Source organism: Waltera sp., from assembly GCF_046969025.1.
GTDB lineage: Bacteria > Bacillota > Clostridia > Lachnospirales > Lachnospiraceae > Acetatifactor > Acetatifactor acetigignens.
Genome location: NZ_JBKVQF010000017.1, coordinates 1 through 21,288 on the forward strand (window position 1 = coordinate 1; position 21,288 = coordinate 21,288).

A 21,288-nucleotide genomic window follows, 5' to 3' on the forward strand; every position below is an offset into this window, starting at 1 on the left:
TTGCCAAGGGCTACGGGGATTTGATAGCATTTCTTTACTAACTTTCCAGTTAATTCATAATTGCTTGCATCCTGCATATACATATAACACCAATGGCAGGAGGTATTTTTATGGACTATGCAGTGAATACATACGATCTGTATCGGGATATACAACAAAGGACGGGAGGGGAAATCTACATAGGGGTACTGGGACCGGTGAGGACCGGAAAGTCTACATTTATCAAGCGCTTTATGGATGAAATGGTGCTGCCCTATATGGAGGATGAACATGCCAGAATGCGGGCGCAGGATGAACTGCCTCAGAGCGCGGGAGGTAAGACCATTACCACTACGGAGCCAAAGTTTATTCCCAACGAAGCGGCAAAGGTGCGACTGAACGATGATATTGAAGTATCGGTACGGCTGATCGACTGTGTGGGATATATGATCGACGGTGCGGCGGGACACATGGAAGAAGATGCGGAGCGCATGGTGAAGACTCCCTGGTCGGAGGAAGAGATTCCGTTTACCCAGGCGGCAGAGATCGGCACGGATAAAGTCATGCGGGATCATTCCACCATCGGTCTTGTGATCACTACGGACGGCAGTATCGGGGAACTTCCCAGAAGCAATTATCTGGGAGCGGAAGAGAAGACGATCCTGGCGCTGAAAAAGTCCGGAAAACCCTTCCTTGTGCTGGTGAACAGCCAGAAACCTTATTCCGAGGAGACCAGACAGGTAGCGGAGGAAATCGGTAAGAAATACGATGTGGCCGTGATGCCGGTGAACTGCGAGCAACTGAAAAAGGAAGATATTAATCGCCTTCTGGAAAAAATCCTGTATGAATTTCCTTTGACAGCAGTGGAATTTTATTTCCCGAAATGGATGGATATGCTTCCGGTGGATCATGCGGTAAAACAGGACCTGTTAAGACAGATCCGGGAATTGATGAACAGCTATGACCGGATTCGGGATGTGGCGGGACACCCTGTGGAATTGCAGGGAGATTATATTCAAAGCTGCAAGATGGAGCCGGTGCAGTTGTGGAACGGTATTGTTCCGGTACAGGTAGGAATCGACGACAGGTATTATTACGAAATGCTTTCCGGAATGTTAGGAGAGAACGTAGAGGATGAATACCAACTGTTGAATAAACTAAAAGAGTTGGCAGAAATGAAAAAGGAATATATGAAGGTGCAGGATGCATTGTCCATGGTGAAGATCAAAGGCTATGGCGTTGTGACTCCGGACAGAGAAGACATTGCACTGGAGAAGCCGGAATTGATCCGCCATGGCAACAAGTTTGGTGTCAAAATCAAGGCCAGCAGCCCCTCCATACATATGATCCGCGCAAATATCGAGACAGAGATCGCTCCCATCGTGGGCACAGAACAGCAGGCTCAGGATCTGATCCATTTTATCGATCAGGCGGAGGCGGAGCACGGTATCTGGGAGACTAATATCTTCGGCAAGACTGTGGAACAGCTGGTGGATGACGGCATCACCACGAAAGTTGCTTCCATCGGAGAAGAGAGCCAGTTGAAACTCCAGGATACCATGCAGAAGATCGTCAACGACAGCAACGGTGGCATGGTTTGTATTATTATATGATTCCATAACCCACCAATGGAAAGTCTGCGAGACTGCCTGCAGGCAAAGCAGACTTTCTATGAGGGGAGTAAACACACATGAGCAGGGAGGACGATAGTCCGAAATGCGAATGTGGGATAGTCCGAAATGCGAATGTGGGTTACAATTTCGAGAGTGCGAAGCACGGAGAAATTGTATGGAATGTTAGCTTTCCATTGCTTTTTTCCCGTGCATTTTGTATAATACCTTTGTTGACTTTGCTTTATTTTTCTGAAAAACAGGAAGAATATTTGCTAAATTGCATGAAAATACGGCTAAACGGAGGATATAGATGAATCAGGTATATGCAAAATTACAGAACTGTTATGAGTGTGTGAGAAAAAAGACGGATTTTGTACCTAAGGTGGCGATCGTTTTGGGATCGGGCCTGGGCGATTATGCGGAACAGATCCGTGTGGTGACAGAGATCCCTTATGCGGAGATCAAGGGATTTCCTGTTTCCACCGTACCGGGGCATGCCGGTAAATTTATCTTCGGTTATCTCGATGAGATTCCTGTGGTGTGCATGAAGGGAAGAGTACATTACTACGAAGGTTATGATGTGACGGATGTGGTACTGCCCACCAGACTGATGAAACTGTTAGGCGCTGAGATTCTGTTTCTGACCAATGCGGCAGGCGGTGTGAATACTTCTTTCCATGCCGGTGACCTGATGCTGATCAGAGATCATATTTCCGTGTTTGCCCCCAATCCTCTGATCGGTGCCAACATGGATGAACTGGGACTGCGTTTCCCGGATATGAGCCATGTGTATGACAAGGACTTACAGCAGATCATCCGTGAGACCGCGAAGGAGAACGGTATCTATTTACAGGAGGGTATTTATACCCAGCTGACCGGCCCGTCCTTCGAATCTCCGGCAGAGATCCGTATGCTCCGGACACTTGGCTGTGACGCGGTAGGCATGAGTACAGTGGTGGAAGCAATTGCTGCCAACCACATGGGAATGCGGATCTGTGGCATCTCCTGTATCAGTAATCTGGCGGCGGGAATGACAGATCAGCCTCTGAATCATGAGGAAGTACAGGAAGCTGCGGATATGGCAGCTCCCAGATTCAAGAAGCTGGTAACGGAATCTGTGAAGAAATTTGTATAGACACAGAGAAAAAGGAGATGCGGATGATCCAGGAGACAGAAGAAAAGGCATTGGTCAGCCAGGCATTGGAAGCCAGAAAACTGGCATATGCTCCTTATTCCGGTTATACGGTGGGAGCGGCACTACTGACTGCGGATGGACACAGATACCTTGGCGGTAATATTGAAAACGCTTCTTACGGAGCTACGAACTGTGCGGAGCGTACCGCCTTTTTCAAGGCGGTCAGCGAGGGAGAACGGGAATTTACAGCCATTGCCATTGCCGGAGGAATATCCGGAGAGGCACCGGTGGAATATGCGTATCCATGCGGTATCTGCAGACAGGTGATGCAGGAATTTTGCAGGGATGATTTTGTGATCTACGTGGTAAATAGTGAACAGGATTATCAACGATATACCTTAAAAGAATTACTTCCCTTTGGATTTGGAGGAGATGCAATCAGATGAATATCAGATTATATAATGCACGAATTCTCACCATGGAACCCGGCAGAGAAGTCTTCTATGGTGAAGTATGGGTAAAAAACGACAAGATCGCCTATGTGGCGGAACAGAAAGAACTTGCGGAGGAATGGGACAAATCCCAGTTCCCCAGAATTGCGTGGGATATCGAACTGGATTGCAAGGGAAACCTTCTGATGCCCGGATTTAAAAATGCACATACACATTCCGGTATGACTTTCCTGCGCTCCATGGCAGATGACCTGCCTCTGGATCAGTGGCTGAACAAGCAGGTATTTCCTCTGGAAGCAAAACTGACAGGTGAGGACATCTATGAACTGACCAGACTGGCAGTGCTGGAATACTTGACCTCAGGAGTGACTTCCATTTTCGATATGTACCTGACACCGGATACTATTGCTGAGGCCTGTCTGGACACCGGAATGCGTTGTGTACTGGTATCCGGACTGAACAATTTCAGCTCTTCTCCAAAACAGGTAGAAGAGGAGTTTTTAAAATGGAATAAGAAGAATTCCCTGATCAGTTACCAGCTGGGATTTCATGCGGAATATACCTGTTCCAAGGAATTGCTCTGGAAAGTGTCGGAAATGGCACATCATTACCGGACACCGGTATATGCCCATATCTCCGAGACGGAGAAGGAAGTGGAAGAGTGTAAGGCTCGCTACGGAATGACACCGCCCATGTTCTTAGACTCTCTGGGAATGTTTGATTTTGGCGGAGGAGGTTTCCACTGCGTTCATGTGACGGAACAGGATATGGATGTCTTCCGCAGACATCGGATGTATGTGATCACGAATCCCGGCTCCAACACGAAACTGGCCAGCGGCATTGCACCCATTGCCGACTATGTGCGGCACAAGATCCCGGTAGCCATTGGAACCGATGGACCGGCCAGCAATAACTGTCTGGACATGTTCCGGGAGATGTTCTTAGTCACCGGCTTAAGCAAACTGTTAGAGAAGGATGCGTCCAGCATGGATGCCGTGGAGGTACTGAAGATGGCAACGGTGAACGGTGCCAAGGCAATGCGCCTGAACCGCGCAGATGTTCTTGCAAAGGGAAAATATGCAGATCTTATTATGATCGATCTGCACCAGCCCAATATGCATCCCATTCACAACATCCCCAAGAATCTGGTTTACAGCGGCAGCAAGTCCAATGTCTGCATGACCATGATCGGCGGCAAGATTTTGTATCGTAACGGAGAATTTAATGTGGGAGAGAATCCGGAACGTATTTACACAAAATGCGAGAAGATCGTAAAGAGACTGTTGACTGAGTAAGAAAAATAACTCAGAAGACATAGAACGGAGTTCCCCGCATGGCTCCCAGAATACTTAGGAGGGAAAAGATGTTAGAAAAAATCTTCAAACTGAAGGAAAACAACACCACCGCAAGGACAGAGATCATTGCCGGACTGACCACGTTCATGACCATGGCTTATATCATAGCCCTGAATCCGAACCTGCTGACCGGTTTTGGCAAGGATACCATGCCGGAGCTGTGGAACGGTGTTTTCCTGGCAACCTGTATTGCATCCGCCATCGGTACCATCGTAATGGCATTTCTGGCAAACAAGCCTTTTGCCATGGCACCCGGCATGGGACTGAACAGCTTTTTTGCAGTCGTAGTAACCAATATCGTAGCCCTGACCGGCATGACCTATGTGGCATCCTTCCAGGCTGCCCTGTGTATTGTTCTGGTGGAAGGTATTGTATTCCTGATCCTCTCCGTGCTGAATATCCGTGAGAAGATCGTGGATGCCATTCCTTTGGGCGTACGTCTCGGTATCGCACCGGCCATCGGTCTGATGCTGTTAAACATCGGCGTCGGTTCCAATGCAGGAATCTATTCCGAGAACGGCGGACCTTTCTATGCTATGAGAGACTTCTTCGGTGCACTGACTCCTTCACTGGCTAAGACCAATATGGGATCCGGATATTCCGCAATGGTGTTGTCGGTTGTTACCATGTTCGTAGGTCTGTTTGCCATTGTTGTTCTGGCACAGAGAGGTGTCAAGGGTGCTGTTTTACTGGGGATGCTGATCGCCAGCATCATCTACTGGGCAGGAGAGGCCATTTTCCTGGGAACCAATCCCTTTGCTTCTCTGGCAACTGCATCCTTCGTACCGGCCTTCGGAGATATGGCGTCCACTACACTGTTTAAGTTTAACTTCCAGGGATTTGCACAGATTGGCTGGTTTACTGCAATTACTCTGATCGTTACATTCTGTATCATTGATATGTTTGATACTATCGGTACTCTGGTAGGAACCGCAAGCCGTGCGGGAATGCTGGATAAGGATGGAAAAATGCCTAACATGAAGCAGGCACTTTTGTCTGATGCAGTAGGCACTCTGGCAGGTTCCGTAACCGGTACTTCCACCGTTACCACCTTCGTAGAGTCTGCCTCCGGTGTGGAAGCAGGCGGACGCACCGGTCTGACCGCACTGACCACCGGTATTATGTTCCTTGCATGTATCTTCATCGCACCCATCGCCGGTATCATTCCTGCGGCAGCTACTTCTTCCGCATTGATCTATGTGGGTGTCCTTATGGTAGCAGGTCTTAAGAATGTAGATTTTGATGACATCTGCCAGGCGCTTCCCGTGGCTCTGATGATGATCGCCATGCCGATCTCCGGATCTATCGGACATGCCATCGGTATCGGTCTGATCACCTATACCGTTATCAAGGTATTTACCGGTAAAGCTAAGGACGTATCCGTACTTACCTATGTATTATCCTTGATCTTCCTGTTAAAGTTCTTTATTGTCGCATAAAGAATTTTACAAATAAGAAATATAAAAAACAGGTCAGAATATGGGGGCGGGCACTGCACAGCGCGGTGCCTGCCTTCTTATATCCGGAAAAGTGAGAAAAAATATGGAATTTGTTGTATTTGCGGGCGTATTGCTTTTGCTTTTTATATTTATGATAGTGCAGGAGCTGATACAGACGAAAAATCAGGAAAAACTTTTCAAGAAGTATCTTCGTGAAAATTACGGAAAAGAACCACCGAAGGAATATTCACTGGAGAGGTTTGCAAGACTGGGCAGCTATCTGGAACGGCATAAGGAAGAGAAGCAGCTGGATGATATCACATGGAACGATCTGGGAATGGACGAGGTCTTTCGCCGGATCGACCGGACCTATTCTGCGGCGGGAGAGGAATATCTGTACTATACGCTCCGGAATATTTCCTGCGGGAGAGAGGCACTGGAACATCTGGAAGAAGTGGTTAACTGGCTGCAGGAGCAGGAGAATATAAAAGTAAGGATCCAGCTGTTGATGAAACGGCTGGGACATCTGGGAAAATATTCTCTCTACGATTATCTGGATAACCTGGATTATCTGGGGGAGCGTTCCAACCGTAAGATTGTGCTGGGAAATCTGCTGTACCTTCCATTTCTCCTGTTATTGTTCGTACAGCCTGCGATGGGTACCATAGGAATCGTCTTGTGTATGCTCTGGCATATCATGACATATTTTCGGGAGAAAAAAGTGATCGAACCGTATATTATCAGCTTCGCTTATGTATTACGGCTGATCGATGTATGTGAAGAACTGGAGAAGCAGAAAATACCGGCATACAGGAGAGAACTGGATGAACTTCGGGAGGCACTGAAGAGCCTGCGGGAGTTGAGGCGGGGAGCCTATTGGGTCATGGCTGGAAATCAGGGAAAGATTGGTGGAAATCCTCTGGATATCCTTGCGGATTATCTGCGGATGATATTGCATCTGGATATCTTTCAGTTTAACCGGATGCTGGAAAAGCTGCGGAAAAAGACCGGACAAGTGGAAAACATGCTTGCAATCACCGGGTACCTGGATATGGCCATATCCGTAGGCGGATTTCGGAAATCTCTGGAAGGGTACTGTATTCCGGAACTGGAAGAAGATACGGAGAAAGCTTTTCTGCATATGAAGAAGGGTTGGCATCCGCTGTTGTCACAGCCGGTGAAAAACAGTATCCGGGCGGACAGAGGAATTCTGCTTACGGGGTCCAATGCTTCCGGTAAATCCACGTTCTTAAAAATGGTGGCGGTGAATGCCGTTCTGGCACAGACGATCCATACCTGCGCGGCGGAAAGTTATCATGCACCGATATTTCAGATCTTTTCCTCCATGGCCCTGCGGGACAGCATGGAAAACGGGGAGAGCTATTATATTGTGGAGATCCGGTCATTGAAACGAATCCTGGATGCGGCCGGGGAACGGAGAACTCCGGTGCTTTGTTTTGTGGATGAGGTGCTTCGGGGAACCAATACGGTGGAGCGGATCGCCGCGGCAACGCAGATCCTGATCCGTCTGGCGGAGAGCGGAACGCTTGGTTTTGCCGCTACCCATGATATTGAAATGACGGAGCTTTTGAAGGAATACTATGACAACTATCATTTTGAGGAAGTGATCCGGGACGGTGATATCCTGTTCCCCTATCAGCTACTGCCGGGAAAAGCATCCACCAGAAATGCGATCCGTCTGCTTCAGATGATGGGGTATGAGGAACAGATCATAAAGAAGGCTTCCGGACAGGCGGAAAATTTTCTTAAGACAGGAAAATGGATAAATACACCGGCGGCCATATCCGAAGGGAACACTTGACGATACGGGGATTTCGTTGGTATACTTCTAATACATGCAATAGTTTCGGGATACAAAGATATCGGGAAAAGGAGAAGACATTATGGCAGTAAGCTTTTTGAATTCATTTTTATCTTATCTGGTAGTACTGGTAGTCATTGCGGTTGTAGGTGCAGTGGCCATTACGTTGGGAATCACTCTGCGCAAGAAAAAGAATGCAGCAGAGGAAAAGAAACAGACAGAAGAATAATCCATGGCAAAATCTTCGGGACAGAAATTAAAACTTTTATATCTGATCAAGATGCTGCGGGAGAACACGGATGAAAACCATCCAATGAGCACACCGGATATCATCAAATATCTGGAAAATCAGGGAATCCATGCAGAGCGCAAGAGTATCTACAACGATATGGAATGTCTTGCGGATTTCGGCTATGATGTGGTGCAGGTGCAGAGCAGACTGGGAGGCGGATATTATCTGGGCAGCCGGGAGTTTGAACTTCCGGAATTAAAGCTGCTGGTGGACGCGGTACAGTCTTCCCGGTTTATCACCACGAAAAAATCCAGAGAACTGATCCGGAAGCTGGAGCAGATCGCCGGGAAAAACGATGCCGGTAAACTGCAGCGACAGGTCTATGTGGCCGGAAGAGTCAAGACGGAGAATGAGAGCATTTATTACAGCATTGATGCGATCCACCGGGCTATTCAGGAAAATAAGCAGATCTCTTTCGTCTACCTGGACTGGAATCTTAAAAAGCAGCTGGTGCCCAGACCAAACGGCAACAAATGCGTCAGTCCCTGGGCCCTGATCTGGCGGGAGGAAAATTATTATCTGGCCGCCTACGACAGTGAAGACAGAGTGATCAAGCATTACCGTGTGGACAAGATGGGACAGGCGGAAGTGACGGATCTGCCCAGAGAAGGAGTGGAACAGTTTTCACAGATCGATGTGACCTCCTATACGAACCAGACCTTCGGCATGTTTGCCGGAGAGGAGAGCGTGGTGACCATGGAGTTTCCGGTGCGCCTGACCGGCGTGGTACTGGACCGCTTCGGAAGGGAGACGGATATCCGTCCCATGTCGGAGGAAGTGTTCCGGATCCGGGCAAAGGTGGCGGTCAGCGGACAGTTCTTCGGATGGCTGGCCGGTATCGGACAGGGGGCCCGTATCGTAGCGCCGGAAGCGGTACAAAAGCGCTATGTACAGTGGCTTTCAGATATTTTACGGGAACAGTCACAGGAGGCGGAATAAAAAGTTACCCAAAATTTGAAAATCTTTTTTGTATAGTTTTCTAAGAGATCCCTCGTTGACAAGCCAGGGATTCTTTTTTATACTGGTACATAGTACCCACAATATATTGCTTTTTGATGACTACAGATACCATATATGGTATCTACAAACGTTATCGTAAGTGAGGGGAATACAGTAAATCCGGGCAACAGCCGGGGATTATCGGATGAAGGGAAGAGAAAGATGAGCAGTAATTTTGAACATGCCCATGAAGAAAATGAAGATTATGGCAAAAAGTTCAGACCGGACAGAGAGATCTACGTCGTTAAAAAGGACGGGAGCAAAGAGCTTTTTAATGTACAGAAGGTGATCAGCGCTGTAGGCAAGAGTGCGTACCGTGCCCTGACAAAATTCACCAGAGAAGAAAAAGAGCAGATCTGCCGGCATGTGGTAGAAAAAGTAAATGAACTGGAAGTGGATGAAGTACCCATTCCCATTATGCACAATATTGTGGAAAGTGCCTTAGAGCAGGTAAAACCGGTCGTTGCAAAAAGCTACCGCGATTATCGTAACTATAAGCAGGATTTTGTACGGATGCTGGATGATGTCTACAAAAAGAGCCAGTCCATCATGTACATCGGAGACAAGGAAAATGCCAACACGGATTCCGCACTGGTATCCACCAAGCGCAGCCTGATCTTCAATCAGCTGAACAAGGAATTGTACCAGAAGTTCTTCCTGACCACGGAAGAGATCCAGGCCTGCCGGGACGGTTATATTTATGTCCATGACATGTCCGCCAGAAGAGATACCATGAATTGTTGTCTGTTCGACGTGCAGAGTGTACTGACCGGCGGATTTGAGATGGGCAATATCTGGTACAATGAGCCGAAGACACTGGATGTGGCGTTTGATGTTATCGGCGATATCGTTTTAAGTGCAGCCAGCCAGCAGTACGGCGGATTCACCGTACCCAGCGTGGATCTGATCCTGGAGCCGTATGCGGAGAAGTCTTATAACAGAGCGCTGGCAAAATATGAGCGTCTGGGTATTGCCGCAGATGTGGCGGAAGCAGAGGCACTGGCAGATGTCCAGAAAGAATTTGAACAGGGTTTCCAGGGGTGGGAGTACAAGTTCAATACTGTGGCCAGCAGCCGTGGTGATTATCCGTTTATTACCGTGACCGCAGGAACCGGCACCGGTAAATTTGCAAAGATGGCGACTATTACCATGCTGGATGTCCGCAGAAAGGGACAGGGCAAAAAGGACCACAAGAAGCCTGTATTGTTCCCTAAGATCGTATTCTTATATGATGAGAATCTGCACGGCCCCGGAAAGCCGCTGGAGGATGTTTTCGAGGCAGGTGTGGAATGCTCTGCCAAGACCATGTATCCCGACTGGCTGAGTCTTACCGGCAAGGGCTATGTGGCAAGCATGTACAAGCAGTATGGCAAGATCGTATCTCCCATGGGATGCAGAGCATTTCTGTCTCCATGGTATGAGAGAGGCGGCATGCATCCTGCAGATGACAAGGACCAGCCGGTATTTGTGGGACGTTTCAATATCGGTGCGGTATCCCTGCATCTGCCTATGATTCTGGCCAAGGCAAGAAAAGAAAGCAAAGACTTTTATGAAGTGCTGGATTATTATCTGGAACTGATCCGTCAGCTGCATATCCGGACCTATGCTTATCTGGGAGAAATGCGTGCGTCCACGAATCCTCTGGCATATTGCGAGGGCGGTTTCCTGGGTGGACATCTGAAGCTGACAGACAAGATCAAACCGTTACTGAAATCCGCTACGGCCAGCTTCGGCATTACGGCATTAAATGAACTGCAGGAACTGTACAACGGCAAATCACTGGTGGAAGACGGTGCATTTGCGGTAGAAGTTCTGGAGCATATCAACCAGAAGATCTCCGAGTACAAGGAAGAGGACGGCAATCTGTATGCCATCTACGGAACCCCAGCGGAGAATCTGTGCGGTCTTCAGGTCAAGCAGTTCCGTGAAAAATACGGTATTATCGAGGGTGTATCCGACCGAGAATATGTCAGCAACAGCTTCCATTGCCATGTGACAGAGGATATTACGCCGATCCAGAAACAGGATCTGGAGAACCGTTTCTGGGATCTGAGCAACGGCGGTAAGATCCAGTATGTAAAATATCCAATTGATTACAATACCGAAGCCATCAAGACACTGATCCACAGAGCCATGGATATGGGCTTCTACGAGGGTGTCAATCTGTCTCTGGCTTACTGCGACGACTGTGGCCATCAGGAACTGGAAATGGATGTATGTCCTGTCTGCGGCAGCCGGAATCTGACCAAGATCGACCGTATGAACGGCTATCTGTCTTACTCCAGAGTACATGGAGATACAAGACTGAACGATGCCAAGATGGCGGAGATCGCAGAGCGGAAAAGTATGTAGAGACAGGATGGACAGATAAATGAGATATCATAATATAACCAAGGACGATATGCTGAACGGCGATGGTCTGCGGGTCGTACTGTGGGTGGCAGGCTGCAACCATTGCTGCAAGGAATGCCAGAATCCTATTACCTGGGATCCTGACGGAGGACTCTTATTTGACGAAAGCGCAAAACAGGAGATCTTCGAACAGTTGGAAAAGCCGTACATTTCCGGTATTACCTTTTCCGGCGGAGATCCGATGCATCCCGTGAACCGGGCGGATGTCAGAGACCTCATGAGTGAAATCCGGGAAAAATATCCCACGAAAACGATCTGGATGTACACCGGGGACAGCTGGGAAGACATCTGTGATCTGCCGGTGATGCAGTATGTGGATGTGGTAGTAGACGGTGAATTCCATGTGGAGGAAAAAGATGTAAAGCTCCTGTGGAAGGGCAGTAAGAACCAGCGGGTGATCGATGTGAAGAAGACCCTGGCCAGTGACCATAGACGGGTGCCGGTATTGCACTGCGGGGATTACGCATAGGAAGCGGCTGGTTTCAACCGGTAATGTAAGAAGAAAAAGGAAAGAACAGACAATGCACAGAATAGCAAAATTTCATTTTGTAAGTCCGGGGCAGTTTTTGACTGCCATGCAGGAGGGATATCCTCAGTATACGGAAGCACAGATCAAGGAAATGTATGAAAATTTAAAACTTCCCAGGAGAGCCACGAAAGGAAGCGCAGGCTATGATTTCTTCGCACCGTTTGCCTTTACCCTGGCCCCGGGAGAGACCATCAAGATTCCTACCGGCATTCGTGCTGAAATGAAGGAGGACTGGGTATTACAGATTTATCCGAGAAGCGGACTGGGCTTTAAATACCGTTTGCAGATGAACAATACCGTGGGCATCATTGACAGTGACTATTTCTTTTCAGATAATGAAGGACATATCTTCATGAAGATTACCAATGATTCCAATGAAGGCAAGACCGTGGAGGTTCCTGCGGGAACCGGATTTGCACAGGGAATCTTTATGCAGTATGGCATCACGGAAGATGATGATGCGGAAGGAATCCGTAACGGCGGCTTCGGAAGCACCACGAAGTAACAGGTAAAACAACAAAATAGCAGAATAAAATCCCCCGAATGGGACATGATGAAATTTAGATCATAGACCCAAGGGGGATTTTTTATGCCACAGAACAAACAACCAAAGCTCGTCAGAATATCGGAAAAGCTTCAGCAGAATATGCAGTATGTGGATGAACTGATGGGACTGGAAACCAATTTCGATATTATTCACCGGGTGATTCGTCTCGGTGACACCGATGCCTGCATGTATCTGATCGATGGTTTCTGCAAGGACGAACTGATGCAGAAAATATTACAGTATCTGATGGATCTGAAGGCGGAGGACTTCCCAAAGGATGCCCATGAGATGTCCAAAATCGCGATTCCCTACGTGGAGGTGGATCTGGACGATACCTGGGAGAAAATACTGGGAGCTTTGCTGTCCGGCGTCTTTGTCCTGTTATTGGACGGTTATGAAAAGGCGGTGTTGATCGATGCCAGAACCTATCCCACCAGAGGGGTGGAGGAGCCGGACAAGGACAAGGTACTCCGGGGATCCAAGGACGGCTTCGTGGAGACAGTGGTATTCAATACAGCATTGATCCGCCGCAGGATCCGTAGTACGGATCTTCATATGGAAATGCTTAATGCCGGGGAGAATTCCAGAACAGATATCGTACTGTGTTATATGGAGAGCCGTGTGGATCCGAAACTTCTTACGCAGATCCGGGAACGGATCCGTTCCATTCAGGTGGATGCTCTGGCCATGAATCAGGAAAGCCTGGCGGAATGTCTGTACCAGCGGAAGTGGTACAATCCGTTTCCGAAGTTCAAATACACGGAGCGGCCGGATACGGCGGCAGCCCAGGTGCTGGAAGGCAATCTGGTGATCCTGGTGGACAATTCCCCTTCTGCCATGATCCTGCCCACCACGATCTTTGATGTGGTGGAAGAGGCGGATGATTATTACTTTCCGCCGGTCACCGGAACGTATCTGCGTCTGACCCGTTTCCTGATCGCACTGCTCACGTATTTCGTGACACCCACATATCTGCTCCTTATGAATCATCGGATGTGGATCCCAGAGAATCTGGAATTTATTATTCTGAAAGAGGATCCCAATGTGCCTCTGATCCTGCAGTTTTTACTGTTGGAGCTGGCCATTGACGGACTGCGGCTGGCGGCGGTCAACACACCGAATATGCTGAGTACTCCCTTGAGTGTCATGGCGGCGCTGGTGCTGGGAGAATTTTCGGTGGAGAGTGGGTGGTTCTCCAGTGAGGTTATGCTTGCCATGGCATTTGTGGCCATTGCTAATTACACGCAGGCTAATTATGAATTGGGTTATGCCTTGAAATTTATGCGGATCCTCAATCTGATTTTGACACAGCTTTTCGGAATATTGGGTTATATTGCCGGACTGATTATATTTGCGCTGGCGCTCCTTACGAATAAGACAATCTCCGGACAAAGCTATCTGTATCCGCTGATTCCTTTTGACAGAGCAAAAATGAGAAATCGTTTCTTCCGTGGAAGAATGCCAGGAACCAGAAAAATGTGACAAAATGTATCACTTTTGTCAGCGAAAATTGAAATGGGTGCCCTTTTGATGTATGCTTAGGAAAAATTGATAGCATCAGGAGGGTAACCAATGTTTAAAATCGTTACAGACAGTACTGCTGATCTGCCGGTAGAGTATCTGAAGGAACATGATCTTGGATGCATGAACCTTAGCTATATCATGGATGGTGTGACTTATGGACAAGGACAGGAACTTCCCGAAAAAGAATTCTATGCATTGATGAGACAGGGCAAGATGCCGACTACATCCCAGGTCAACCCTGAGGAGGCAAAGGCTCATTTTACGGAATATCTGAAAGAAAATAAAGAGATCCTCTGTATCGCTTTTTCCTCCGGACTGAGCGGTACTTACAACAGCATGCGGATCGCGGCGGATGAGATCATGGAGGAACAGCCCGATTGCAAGATCATCGTGATCGACAGTCTGTGCGCTTCTCTGGGAGAGGGACTGCTGGTCCACAAGGCAGTGACTTTGAGAGATCAGGGCAAATCCATGGAAGAAGTGGCAGAGTGGGTGAAGAATAATCGTCTGCATCTGGTACATGTATTTACCGTGGATGATCTGTATCACCTCTACCGCGGCGGACGTGTCAGCAAGGCTACGGCGTTTGTAGGAACACTGGCCGGTATCAAACCCAAGCTTCATGTAGATAACGATGGACATCTGATTGTCATCGGTAAGGTAAGAGGACGTAAGAAATCTCTGCATGCACTGGTGGATTACATGGAGGAGAAGATGGGATCCTACCGTGACCAGAACGATATTGTTTTCATCAGCCACGGTGATGATCTGCCTGCGGCGGAACTGGTGAGAGACTTGGTAAAGGCGCGTTTTGGCATGGACAGCTTCCTCATCAACTATGTGGGCCCCACCATTGGTTCTCATTCTGGCCCCGGAACACTGGCATTGTTCTTCATGGGTGAAGAGAGATAATACCTGGCGAAAAGAGATAATTCTGAAAATTGAAAAAAGGCTGCCAGTTTCGAAGCGGAAATTATAGGATTCGGAACCGGCAGCCTTTTCTAAATTGTTTTGATACAAAATTGGATTCTGGAAGCGTGCATGGTAAAAAAGTTATCAGGTCTCGCAGGAATCACAGCGGTCAAATCCGGGATTGAATGCATAGAAGTTCCTGGAGTTCAGGTGATCCTGGGCAATGCGCAAGGCTTCACCGAAGCGCTGGTAGTGGACGATCTCCCGGGCTCTGAGGAACTTGATGGGGTCACAGACATCCGGATCCTTGATCAGGCGCAGAATGTTGTCGTAGGTGGAGCGGGCTTTCTGTTCTGCAGCCATACTTTCGTGCAGATCTGTGATGATGTCTCCTTTTACCTGAAATTCACAGGCATTGAAGGGCACACCGCCTGCTGCCTGAGGCCAGACACCAATGGTGTGATCCACATAATAATTGGCAAATCCGCTTTTCTCGATCTCTTCCATGGAGAGGTCACGGGTCAGCTGGTGAACGATGGTGGCAACCATTTCCAAATGTCCAAGCTCTTCAGTTCCGATATCCGTCAACAGTCCTGCCACTTCCTTAAAGGGCATGGAATAACGCTGGGACAGATAACGCATGCTGGCACCCATTTCCCCGTCGGGGCCACCGTACTGGGAGATGATGACCTGGGCCAGTTTGGCATTGGGTTCCTTGATATTTACAGGGAACTGTAATCTTTTCTCATAACTCCACATCAGTTACATCCTCCTTCCCAGGGTAAGGGAGCGTTGCCCCAGCGCCACTCCTTGTTACTTTCTGCCAGATCTTTCCGCAGGGGGTAATATTCTCTGGAGAATTCCCGCTCCATCTGTGTCTTGATTCTGGCATAATGGTTGAAATACTCCATGGCATTCCGGTCTGTGGGGTGAGTGTCCAGATACAGCATCAGATCCGTCAGAACGAAGTCGGCAATGCCGATGTCGTGCAGCATTTTTTCTTCACTGTTCATTTTACGCATCTCCTTCCGGTAAAAGGTTTGTCAAGCTCCGGAAAAATGGTACCCGCCTGGTAGCCTTTTTCCAGATTCTCATACATTTTGGTGAAATGCTGCCAGGGAACATAGGCCATGGCCAGTGGATATTTTTCAAAATGTTCTTCAAAAGAATAGTCTTTCATAGCAATCCTTTCCAATAATTCATTTAATATATGGTATGATCGGACGAAAAAATAGTGCCAAATAAATAGATGATACAAATTGGATACAAAGATGAGATATGCTATAATAAACTCACCCATAGAAAGTCCACATGACTGCTTGCAGGCAAGGTGTACTTTCTATGAGGGGAGTAAACAGACATGAACAAGTAGGACGGTAGTCCGGATTGTGAATGTCTGTTACGATTTCGAGAGTGCGATAGCACGGAGAAATCGTATTATAAAACAAGCGGCTGCGAAGCAGGATGCAGAGTGCGATAGCACGAATTCGTGAGCTTGGGAAGCGTGGTCGAAGGACAGCGGATTGTGAATGTCTGTTACGATTTCGAGAGTGCGATAGCACGGAGAAATCGTATTATAAAACAAGCGGCTGCGAAGCAGGATGCAGAGTGCGATAGCACGAATTCGTGAGCTTATGAAATGTGGTCGAGGGACAGGGAAATGCTTAGAATATTAATTGCAGAAGATGAGGAGCCCATTGCCAATCTGATCCGGATCAATCTGACGAGAGCCGGGTACCAGTGCACCTGGGCACCGGACGGACAGACCGCAGCGGATCTTATGGAGCGGGAGAAATTCGATCTGGCACTTTTGGATATCATGCTGCCGGGAATCAATGGTTATGAACTGATGGATTATGCGAAAGCCTGTGAGCTTCCGGTGATCTTTCTGACAGCCTTGGGTTCTACGGAACATAAAGTAAAAGGGCTTCGCATGGGCGCAGATGATTATCTGCCGAAGCCTTTCGAGATCGTGGAGCTTCTGGCCAGAGTAGAGGCAGTGCTGCGCAGATATCATAAGACGGAGACGATGATACAGGTCAACAATGTAACTATAGATACGGCATCCCACAGAGTGACACTGGATGGAGAAGAAATCTATCTGACACCGAAGGAATTTGATCTTCTGTTATTGTTTGCAAGAAATAAAAACAGGGCTTTGTACCGGGAGACTATATACGAGACCGTATGGGGCGGTGAATATATGGGACAGAGCCGCACGGTGGACCTGCATGTACAGCGGCTGAAGAAAAAGCTACATTGGGAAAATATTATTATAGCGGTATATAAAGTGGGGTATCGGTTGAATGAAGTTCGCTCATAAATTGTTTTTTTCAGTGATTGCGCTTCTTACAGTGATTTTTCTGCTCTTTGGAACTTTCATGCTGTCTTCCTATTTTGACCGGATGCTGGAACGGGAGACAGAACAGGGAAAACGGGAAAATCTTTTGTTTCAGACCATATATGATATGGTGTATCAGAACATGGAAAAATACGGAGCGGAATTTGCTGGGATACAGGCAGGAAATTCCGCAACAGAACGGATGACCGGTCAGAGCGGTACGGAATGTATGATCCTTGAAACAGATGGCACGATCACTCTGGAGGGCAGCCTGAAGCTGCCGCAGGATGAGATCAGGAGGCTTGCGGAGGAAATGCTCCGGACTATGGATCCCGGTGCAGATCAGGTCTACGGTGTCCGCAAGGTAGGAACGTGTTATTATCTGCTCAGCATTATCACAGATCAGGCGACGGATTCGGCAGATACGGTATATCTAGGGATCCTGAAGGATCTGAGCGGCATTTATGAAGAACGGAGTAGTATGATGCGACAATATGGTATTGCGCTGGCAGGTCTGTTGGTGATCGGTGGTCTGGCAGCTTTTTTGCTGTCCAGATATCTGACCCGCCCCATAGAGCAGTTAAACCGCACTGCGGGAAGGATTGCAGGAGGGGATTTTGAGAAGAGAGCTGTCTATCAGGGCACAGATGAGATCGGAGAACTGTCCAGGAGCTTTAACCGGATGACGGACAGACTGGTACGTCAGATGGAAGAAAAAGAGCTGGAAGCGAAACAGAAGGAGGACTTTACAGCGGCATTTGCCCATGAACTGAAGACACCGCTGACCTCCATCATCGGCTATGCAGATATGTTGAATTCTTATGAACTGACGGAACAGGAACGGGGGGAGGCCACGTATTATATTTTCAGTCAGGGGAAACGTCTGGAGAGTCTGTCCCATAAATTACTGGAGCTGGTAGGAATGGACAGACAGGAGATGGAATTTAAAAGAATACTTACCAGGGATCTGGAAGAAAATATCCGGGATACTATGCGGATTCCTTTTGAGCGGAAAGGAATTCGTGGGAAGATCAATCTGGAAAAAGGAGTGATCTGGGGAGACCGGGATCTGTTACTGTCACTGTTATATAATCTGTTGGACAATGCCGTGAAGGCAGTGGAAGAGGGCGGATTTATTCTTATGAAGGGAAGAAAACTTCCACAAGGGTATGAAATAAAAGTTGTGGACAACGGAAGAGGAATTCCGCAGGAAGAGATCGCACGGATCACGGAAGCTTTCTATATGGTAGATAAGTCCAGGTCCCGCAAAGAAGGCGGCGCCGGAATCGGAATGGCTCTCTGCCAGAAAATCATTACCCTGCATCAGGGGGAACTTAAAATCGACAGCAAGCTTGGAGAAGGCACGGTAATACGGTTATATTTTCCCGGGAAAATGCAGGCTGTAAAAAATAAAAGCAACAGGGGAGCAAAAGGCGGAATATGAAAAAACAGGAGAATAAGAACCGGCGCAATTTCCTACTATGTATGGGTGGACTGTTTGTGCTGATCGTATTTGCATTCGCAGGACCGGAAGGGCTGTTACGATTGCAGGATAAAAGCAGGCTGACCAGGTCAGTCAGTATATCAAATACAGGAACGGATTATACCGTCTGGAAGGAAGAGTATGAGACAGACACTGTGCGCAGACTTCAAAATCTGGCAGACGGTATCGCTTTGGGAAAACAGTACTATATCTCTGAACAGGATTATGAAGCTGCAACGGATGGTGAAATATATAGTCTGATCGATGAATATATTTTAAATACGGAATGGAATTACACTTTTCAGGATATGGGTGTGATCCCGGAGGATTATTTTTTCAAAAATATGGATACAGATCATATTTCCATCAAACGATATATTTTGTATGATGAAAAGCTGTCGGACGGAGTCGCGATCATGGCCTATGACATATGTATGCGCATGAAGGAAGAGGAGGTTACGGGAGTCAGTATAGAGTGTGTCGTGGATTCCGAGACCGGAACACTCTATGCTATGAAGGTTGTGCTGGAAGATGAGACAGAACCTGTCACCTGGGATGATATCGGTGCGGATGCCCCTTATTATTTTATCACCGATTATATGCAGTCTTATCTGCATGATTATGATTCCGGGACCTATATTGAAATCGAAGGAGAGGCGCCTTATGATACCAATGCACAGATCATGTGGGATAAAAAGGCTGAAATAGAAGCGAAGGAGCAGACAACCATGGGAAACGACAACGGTAAGTATACGTGTGAGCTGGAATACGGAGAGCATAAGCTGCATCTGACCGCAACACTGCTCAATGCTTCCGAGGGACAACTGGAGAAAGGCATCGGATATCTGTTCGGGATCCGTGAGATCGCAGAAAAGATACCGGGTTTTCTGCCGGATATCCAGTAAATACATTCCGGAAAATACAGGAATCCGGAAAAGCAGCCGGACAGTGATAGCAACGGTATAAAATAGAAAAATAAAGAATATATTTTAGAAAATAAGTCGGGGAGACAGACTTTTTATGATCACAGAGGTAACAGGCTTTTTACAGCAGACAGACCGGATCGTATGGGGACCCTGGCTTATTTTTTTATTATTAGGCTGTGGCTGCTATCTGATGATAAGTCTGTTCTTTCTTCCTCTGAGAAATCTGTTGGCGGCACTTGGGCTGGTGTTTCATCCTAAGAGCCGGAAAGGCACAGATGGGGAAGGGGTTTCTCCTTTTTCAGCTCTGACTACAGAACTGGCGGCAACAATAGGCACGGGAAATATCGTAGGCGTGGCTACTGCCATGGTGCTGGGAGGACCGGGAGCATTGTTCTGGATGCTTTTGTCCGGGATCATTGGGCTGTCGACCAAACTGGTGGAAAGTACGCTGTGTGTCAGATATCGTGTAAGAGATCACAAAGGAAAACCGGTGGGTGGTCCCATGTATGTTCTTCAAAATGCATTTCCGTATAGACGTATGGGGCGGATCCTTGCGGTACTGTTTGCCATATTCGCAGTACTAGCCTCCTTTGGCATGGGGAATATGACGCAGGGGAATTCTATTGCGGAGGCACTGGCAGTGACTTTTGGAGTCGACCGGACAGTGACAGGACTGGTGATTGGTATCTTTACAATTCTGGTGATCCTTGGAGGAATCGATAAAATAGCAAGGGTCACGGAATATCTGGTGCCCTGCATGGCAGTATTTTATCTGTTCGGAACAGGCATGGTGATCTTTACGCATTTACATAATCTACCGGCAGGAATTCTGCAGATTTTATGCGGTGCTTTCTGCCCGAAAGCTATGGCAGGAGGGAGCATTGGATTCTTATGTTCCGGCAGGCAGGCCATGCGCTATGGTGTCTCCCGTGGAGTATTTTCCAACGAAGCGGGACTCGGAGCAGCCGGAATCAGTGCGGCTTGTGCAGATACACCGGATGCGGTGCGGCAAGGCTATATCAGCATGACGGGAGTTTTTATCGATACCATTGTGATCTGTTCCCTGACAGGGCTTGCCATAGCATCCAGTGGTATGCTGGGGCAGAGGGATGCGCAGGGGGAGCTTTTGAACGGAACAGCGCTTATGATCGCTGTATTTTCCGCCACATTTGGCAGGGCGGGGGAATGGATGCTTGCACTATCTATCGCATTGTTTGCGTTTGCTACAATTATTGCCTGGGAATATCAGGGAGAGAAAGCCTTTGAATATCTGGCTGGAAATAGTCGCCGGACAGGGTGGTATCGTCTGTGCTATGGAATGTTTGCCTTTTTGGGGGCGGTCTGTTCGCTGGAAGCGGTATGGGATTTCTCGGATATCTGTAACGGTCTGATGGCGGTGCCGAATCTACTGGCGGTAGTGATGCTGTCGAAGGGAATCTGCCGGGAAATAAGAACCTATAAGCTCTGAACGATCACACCGAAATTACCTTTTAAATAAAATTAAATATTGAAGCGATGCGGCCACCAT

The 21,288-nt window shown here is 47.9% G+C and carries 20 protein-coding genes; 17 read left to right on the plus strand and 3 right to left on the minus strand.

Annotated features, from left to right (window positions below; genetic code table 11):
* Positions 1–122 precede the first annotated feature (122 nt).
* The 13 genes from spoIVA to ACLTOH_RS10290 all read left to right on the plus strand — a co-directional run bounded on the left by spoIVA (position 123) and on the right by ACLTOH_RS10290 (position 15,010).
* Positions 123–1,592, plus strand: a complete 1,470-nt coding sequence (spoIVA, locus tag ACLTOH_RS10230; protein ID WP_337631461.1) for a stage IV sporulation protein A — start codon at positions 123–125, stop codon at positions 1,590–1,592.
* A 310-nt stretch (positions 1,593–1,902) separates the two neighbouring features.
* The gene (locus ACLTOH_RS10235) at positions 1,903–2,727 is read left to right on the plus strand and encodes a purine-nucleoside phosphorylase (RefSeq protein WP_118669339.1); all 825 of its coding nucleotides are present in this window, start codon (positions 1,903–1,905) and stop codon (positions 2,725–2,727) included.
* A 23-nt stretch (positions 2,728–2,750) separates the two neighbouring features.
* A complete protein-coding gene (gene cdd, locus ACLTOH_RS10240; RefSeq protein WP_022312466.1) occupies positions 2,751–3,173 on the plus strand; it encodes a cytidine deaminase in 423 nt (140 codons plus the stop codon).
* Entirely contained in the window at positions 3,170–4,474 is a 1,305-nt protein-coding gene (locus ACLTOH_RS10245) for an amidohydrolase (protein WP_022312467.1), read from the plus strand. The genes cdd and ACLTOH_RS10245 overlap by 4 nt, the downstream gene beginning before the upstream one ends.
* A 68-nt stretch (positions 4,475–4,542) precedes the next feature.
* On the plus strand, positions 4,543–5,973 hold the full coding sequence (locus ACLTOH_RS10250) for an NCS2 family permease (RefSeq protein ID WP_118503923.1): 1,431 nt from the start codon (positions 4,543–4,545) through the stop codon (positions 5,971–5,973).
* Positions 5,974–6,076: 103 nt separating this feature from the next.
* Complete coding sequence (locus ACLTOH_RS10255) at positions 6,077–7,795, plus strand: MutS-related protein (RefSeq protein ID WP_412224079.1); 1,719 nt, start codon at positions 6,077–6,079, stop codon at positions 7,793–7,795.
* Between the two features lie 82 nt (positions 7,796–7,877).
* The gene (locus ACLTOH_RS10260) at positions 7,878–8,024 is read left to right on the plus strand and encodes a hypothetical protein (RefSeq protein ID WP_022312470.1); all 147 of its coding nucleotides are present in this window, start codon (positions 7,878–7,880) and stop codon (positions 8,022–8,024) included.
* Positions 8,025–8,027: 3 nt separating this feature from the next.
* Positions 8,028–9,026 carry a helix-turn-helix transcriptional regulator gene (locus ACLTOH_RS10265; protein ID WP_022312471.1) on the plus strand — a complete coding sequence of 333 codons (999 nt, stop codon included), beginning with the start codon at positions 8,028–8,030 and terminating at the stop codon, positions 9,024–9,026.
* Positions 9,027–9,248: 222 nt separating this feature from the next.
* Positions 9,249–11,438, plus strand: a complete 2,190-nt coding sequence (gene nrdD, locus ACLTOH_RS10270) for an anaerobic ribonucleoside-triphosphate reductase (RefSeq protein WP_262594691.1) — start codon at positions 9,249–9,251, stop codon at positions 11,436–11,438.
* Positions 11,439–11,457: 19 nt separating this feature from the next.
* The gene (gene nrdG / locus ACLTOH_RS10275) at positions 11,458–11,967 is read left to right on the plus strand and encodes an anaerobic ribonucleoside-triphosphate reductase activating protein (RefSeq protein ID WP_117465633.1); all 510 of its coding nucleotides are present in this window, start codon (positions 11,458–11,460) and stop codon (positions 11,965–11,967) included.
* 52 nt (positions 11,968–12,019) lie between these two features.
* On the plus strand, positions 12,020–12,532 hold the full coding sequence (locus tag ACLTOH_RS10280; protein ID WP_022312474.1) for a dUTP diphosphatase: 513 nt from the start codon (positions 12,020–12,022) through the stop codon (positions 12,530–12,532).
* A gap of 84 nt (positions 12,533–12,616) precedes the next feature.
* The gene (locus ACLTOH_RS10285; RefSeq protein WP_117465634.1) at positions 12,617–14,056 is read left to right on the plus strand and encodes a spore germination protein; all 1,440 of its coding nucleotides are present in this window, start codon (positions 12,617–12,619) and stop codon (positions 14,054–14,056) included.
* A gap of 90 nt (positions 14,057–14,146) precedes the next feature.
* The gene (locus ACLTOH_RS10290; protein WP_022312476.1) at positions 14,147–15,010 is read left to right on the plus strand and encodes a DegV family protein; all 864 of its coding nucleotides are present in this window, start codon (positions 14,147–14,149) and stop codon (positions 15,008–15,010) included.
* Positions 15,011–15,154: 144 nt separating this feature from the next.
* On the opposite strand, the gene ACLTOH_RS10295 is transcribed toward ACLTOH_RS10290, so the two are convergent.
* From ACLTOH_RS10295 to ACLTOH_RS10305, 3 genes are read right to left on the minus strand one after another with little or no spacing between them, the layout of a single operon-like run.
* Positions 15,155–15,769, minus strand: coding sequence for a manganese catalase family protein (locus tag ACLTOH_RS10295; protein ID WP_022312477.1), 615 nt, complete (start codon positions 15,767–15,769; stop codon positions 15,155–15,157).
* Positions 15,769–16,023: a spore coat protein CotJB gene (locus ACLTOH_RS10300; protein WP_227733133.1), complete on the minus strand. Its 255-nt coding sequence runs from the start codon at positions 16,021–16,023 to the stop codon at positions 15,769–15,771. The genes ACLTOH_RS10295 and ACLTOH_RS10300 overlap by 1 nt, the downstream gene beginning before the upstream one ends.
* The gene (locus tag ACLTOH_RS10305; RefSeq protein ID WP_022312479.1) at positions 16,020–16,190 is read right to left on the minus strand and encodes a spore coat associated protein CotJA; all 171 of its coding nucleotides are present in this window, start codon (positions 16,188–16,190) and stop codon (positions 16,020–16,022) included. The genes ACLTOH_RS10300 and ACLTOH_RS10305 overlap by 4 nt, the downstream gene beginning before the upstream one ends.
* 480 nt (positions 16,191–16,670) lie before the next feature.
* On the opposite strand from ACLTOH_RS10305, the gene ACLTOH_RS10310 reads away from it, so the two are divergent.
* The 4 genes from ACLTOH_RS10310 to ACLTOH_RS10325 all read left to right on the plus strand — a co-directional run bounded on the left by ACLTOH_RS10310 (position 16,671) and on the right by ACLTOH_RS10325 (position 21,228).
* Positions 16,671–17,333: a response regulator transcription factor gene (locus ACLTOH_RS10310; RefSeq protein ID WP_412224081.1), complete on the plus strand. Its 663-nt coding sequence runs from the start codon at positions 16,671–16,673 to the stop codon at positions 17,331–17,333.
* 1 nt (position 17,334) lies between these two features.
* The gene (locus ACLTOH_RS10315; protein WP_412224083.1) at positions 17,335–18,795 is read left to right on the plus strand and encodes an ATP-binding protein; all 1,461 of its coding nucleotides are present in this window, start codon (positions 17,335–17,337) and stop codon (positions 18,793–18,795) included.
* Positions 18,792–19,739 (plus strand): hypothetical protein, encoded by a 948-nt coding sequence (locus tag ACLTOH_RS10320; protein WP_118503937.1) that lies wholly within the window; start codon positions 18,792–18,794, stop codon positions 19,737–19,739. Before ACLTOH_RS10315 ends, ACLTOH_RS10320 begins: the two co-directional genes overlap by 4 nt.
* Before the next feature lie 115 nt (positions 19,740–19,854).
* A complete protein-coding gene (locus tag ACLTOH_RS10325) occupies positions 19,855–21,228 on the plus strand; it encodes an alanine/glycine:cation symporter family protein (RefSeq protein ID WP_118503939.1) in 1,374 nt (457 codons plus the stop codon).
* The last annotated feature ends 60 nt before the right edge of the window (positions 21,229–21,288 follow it).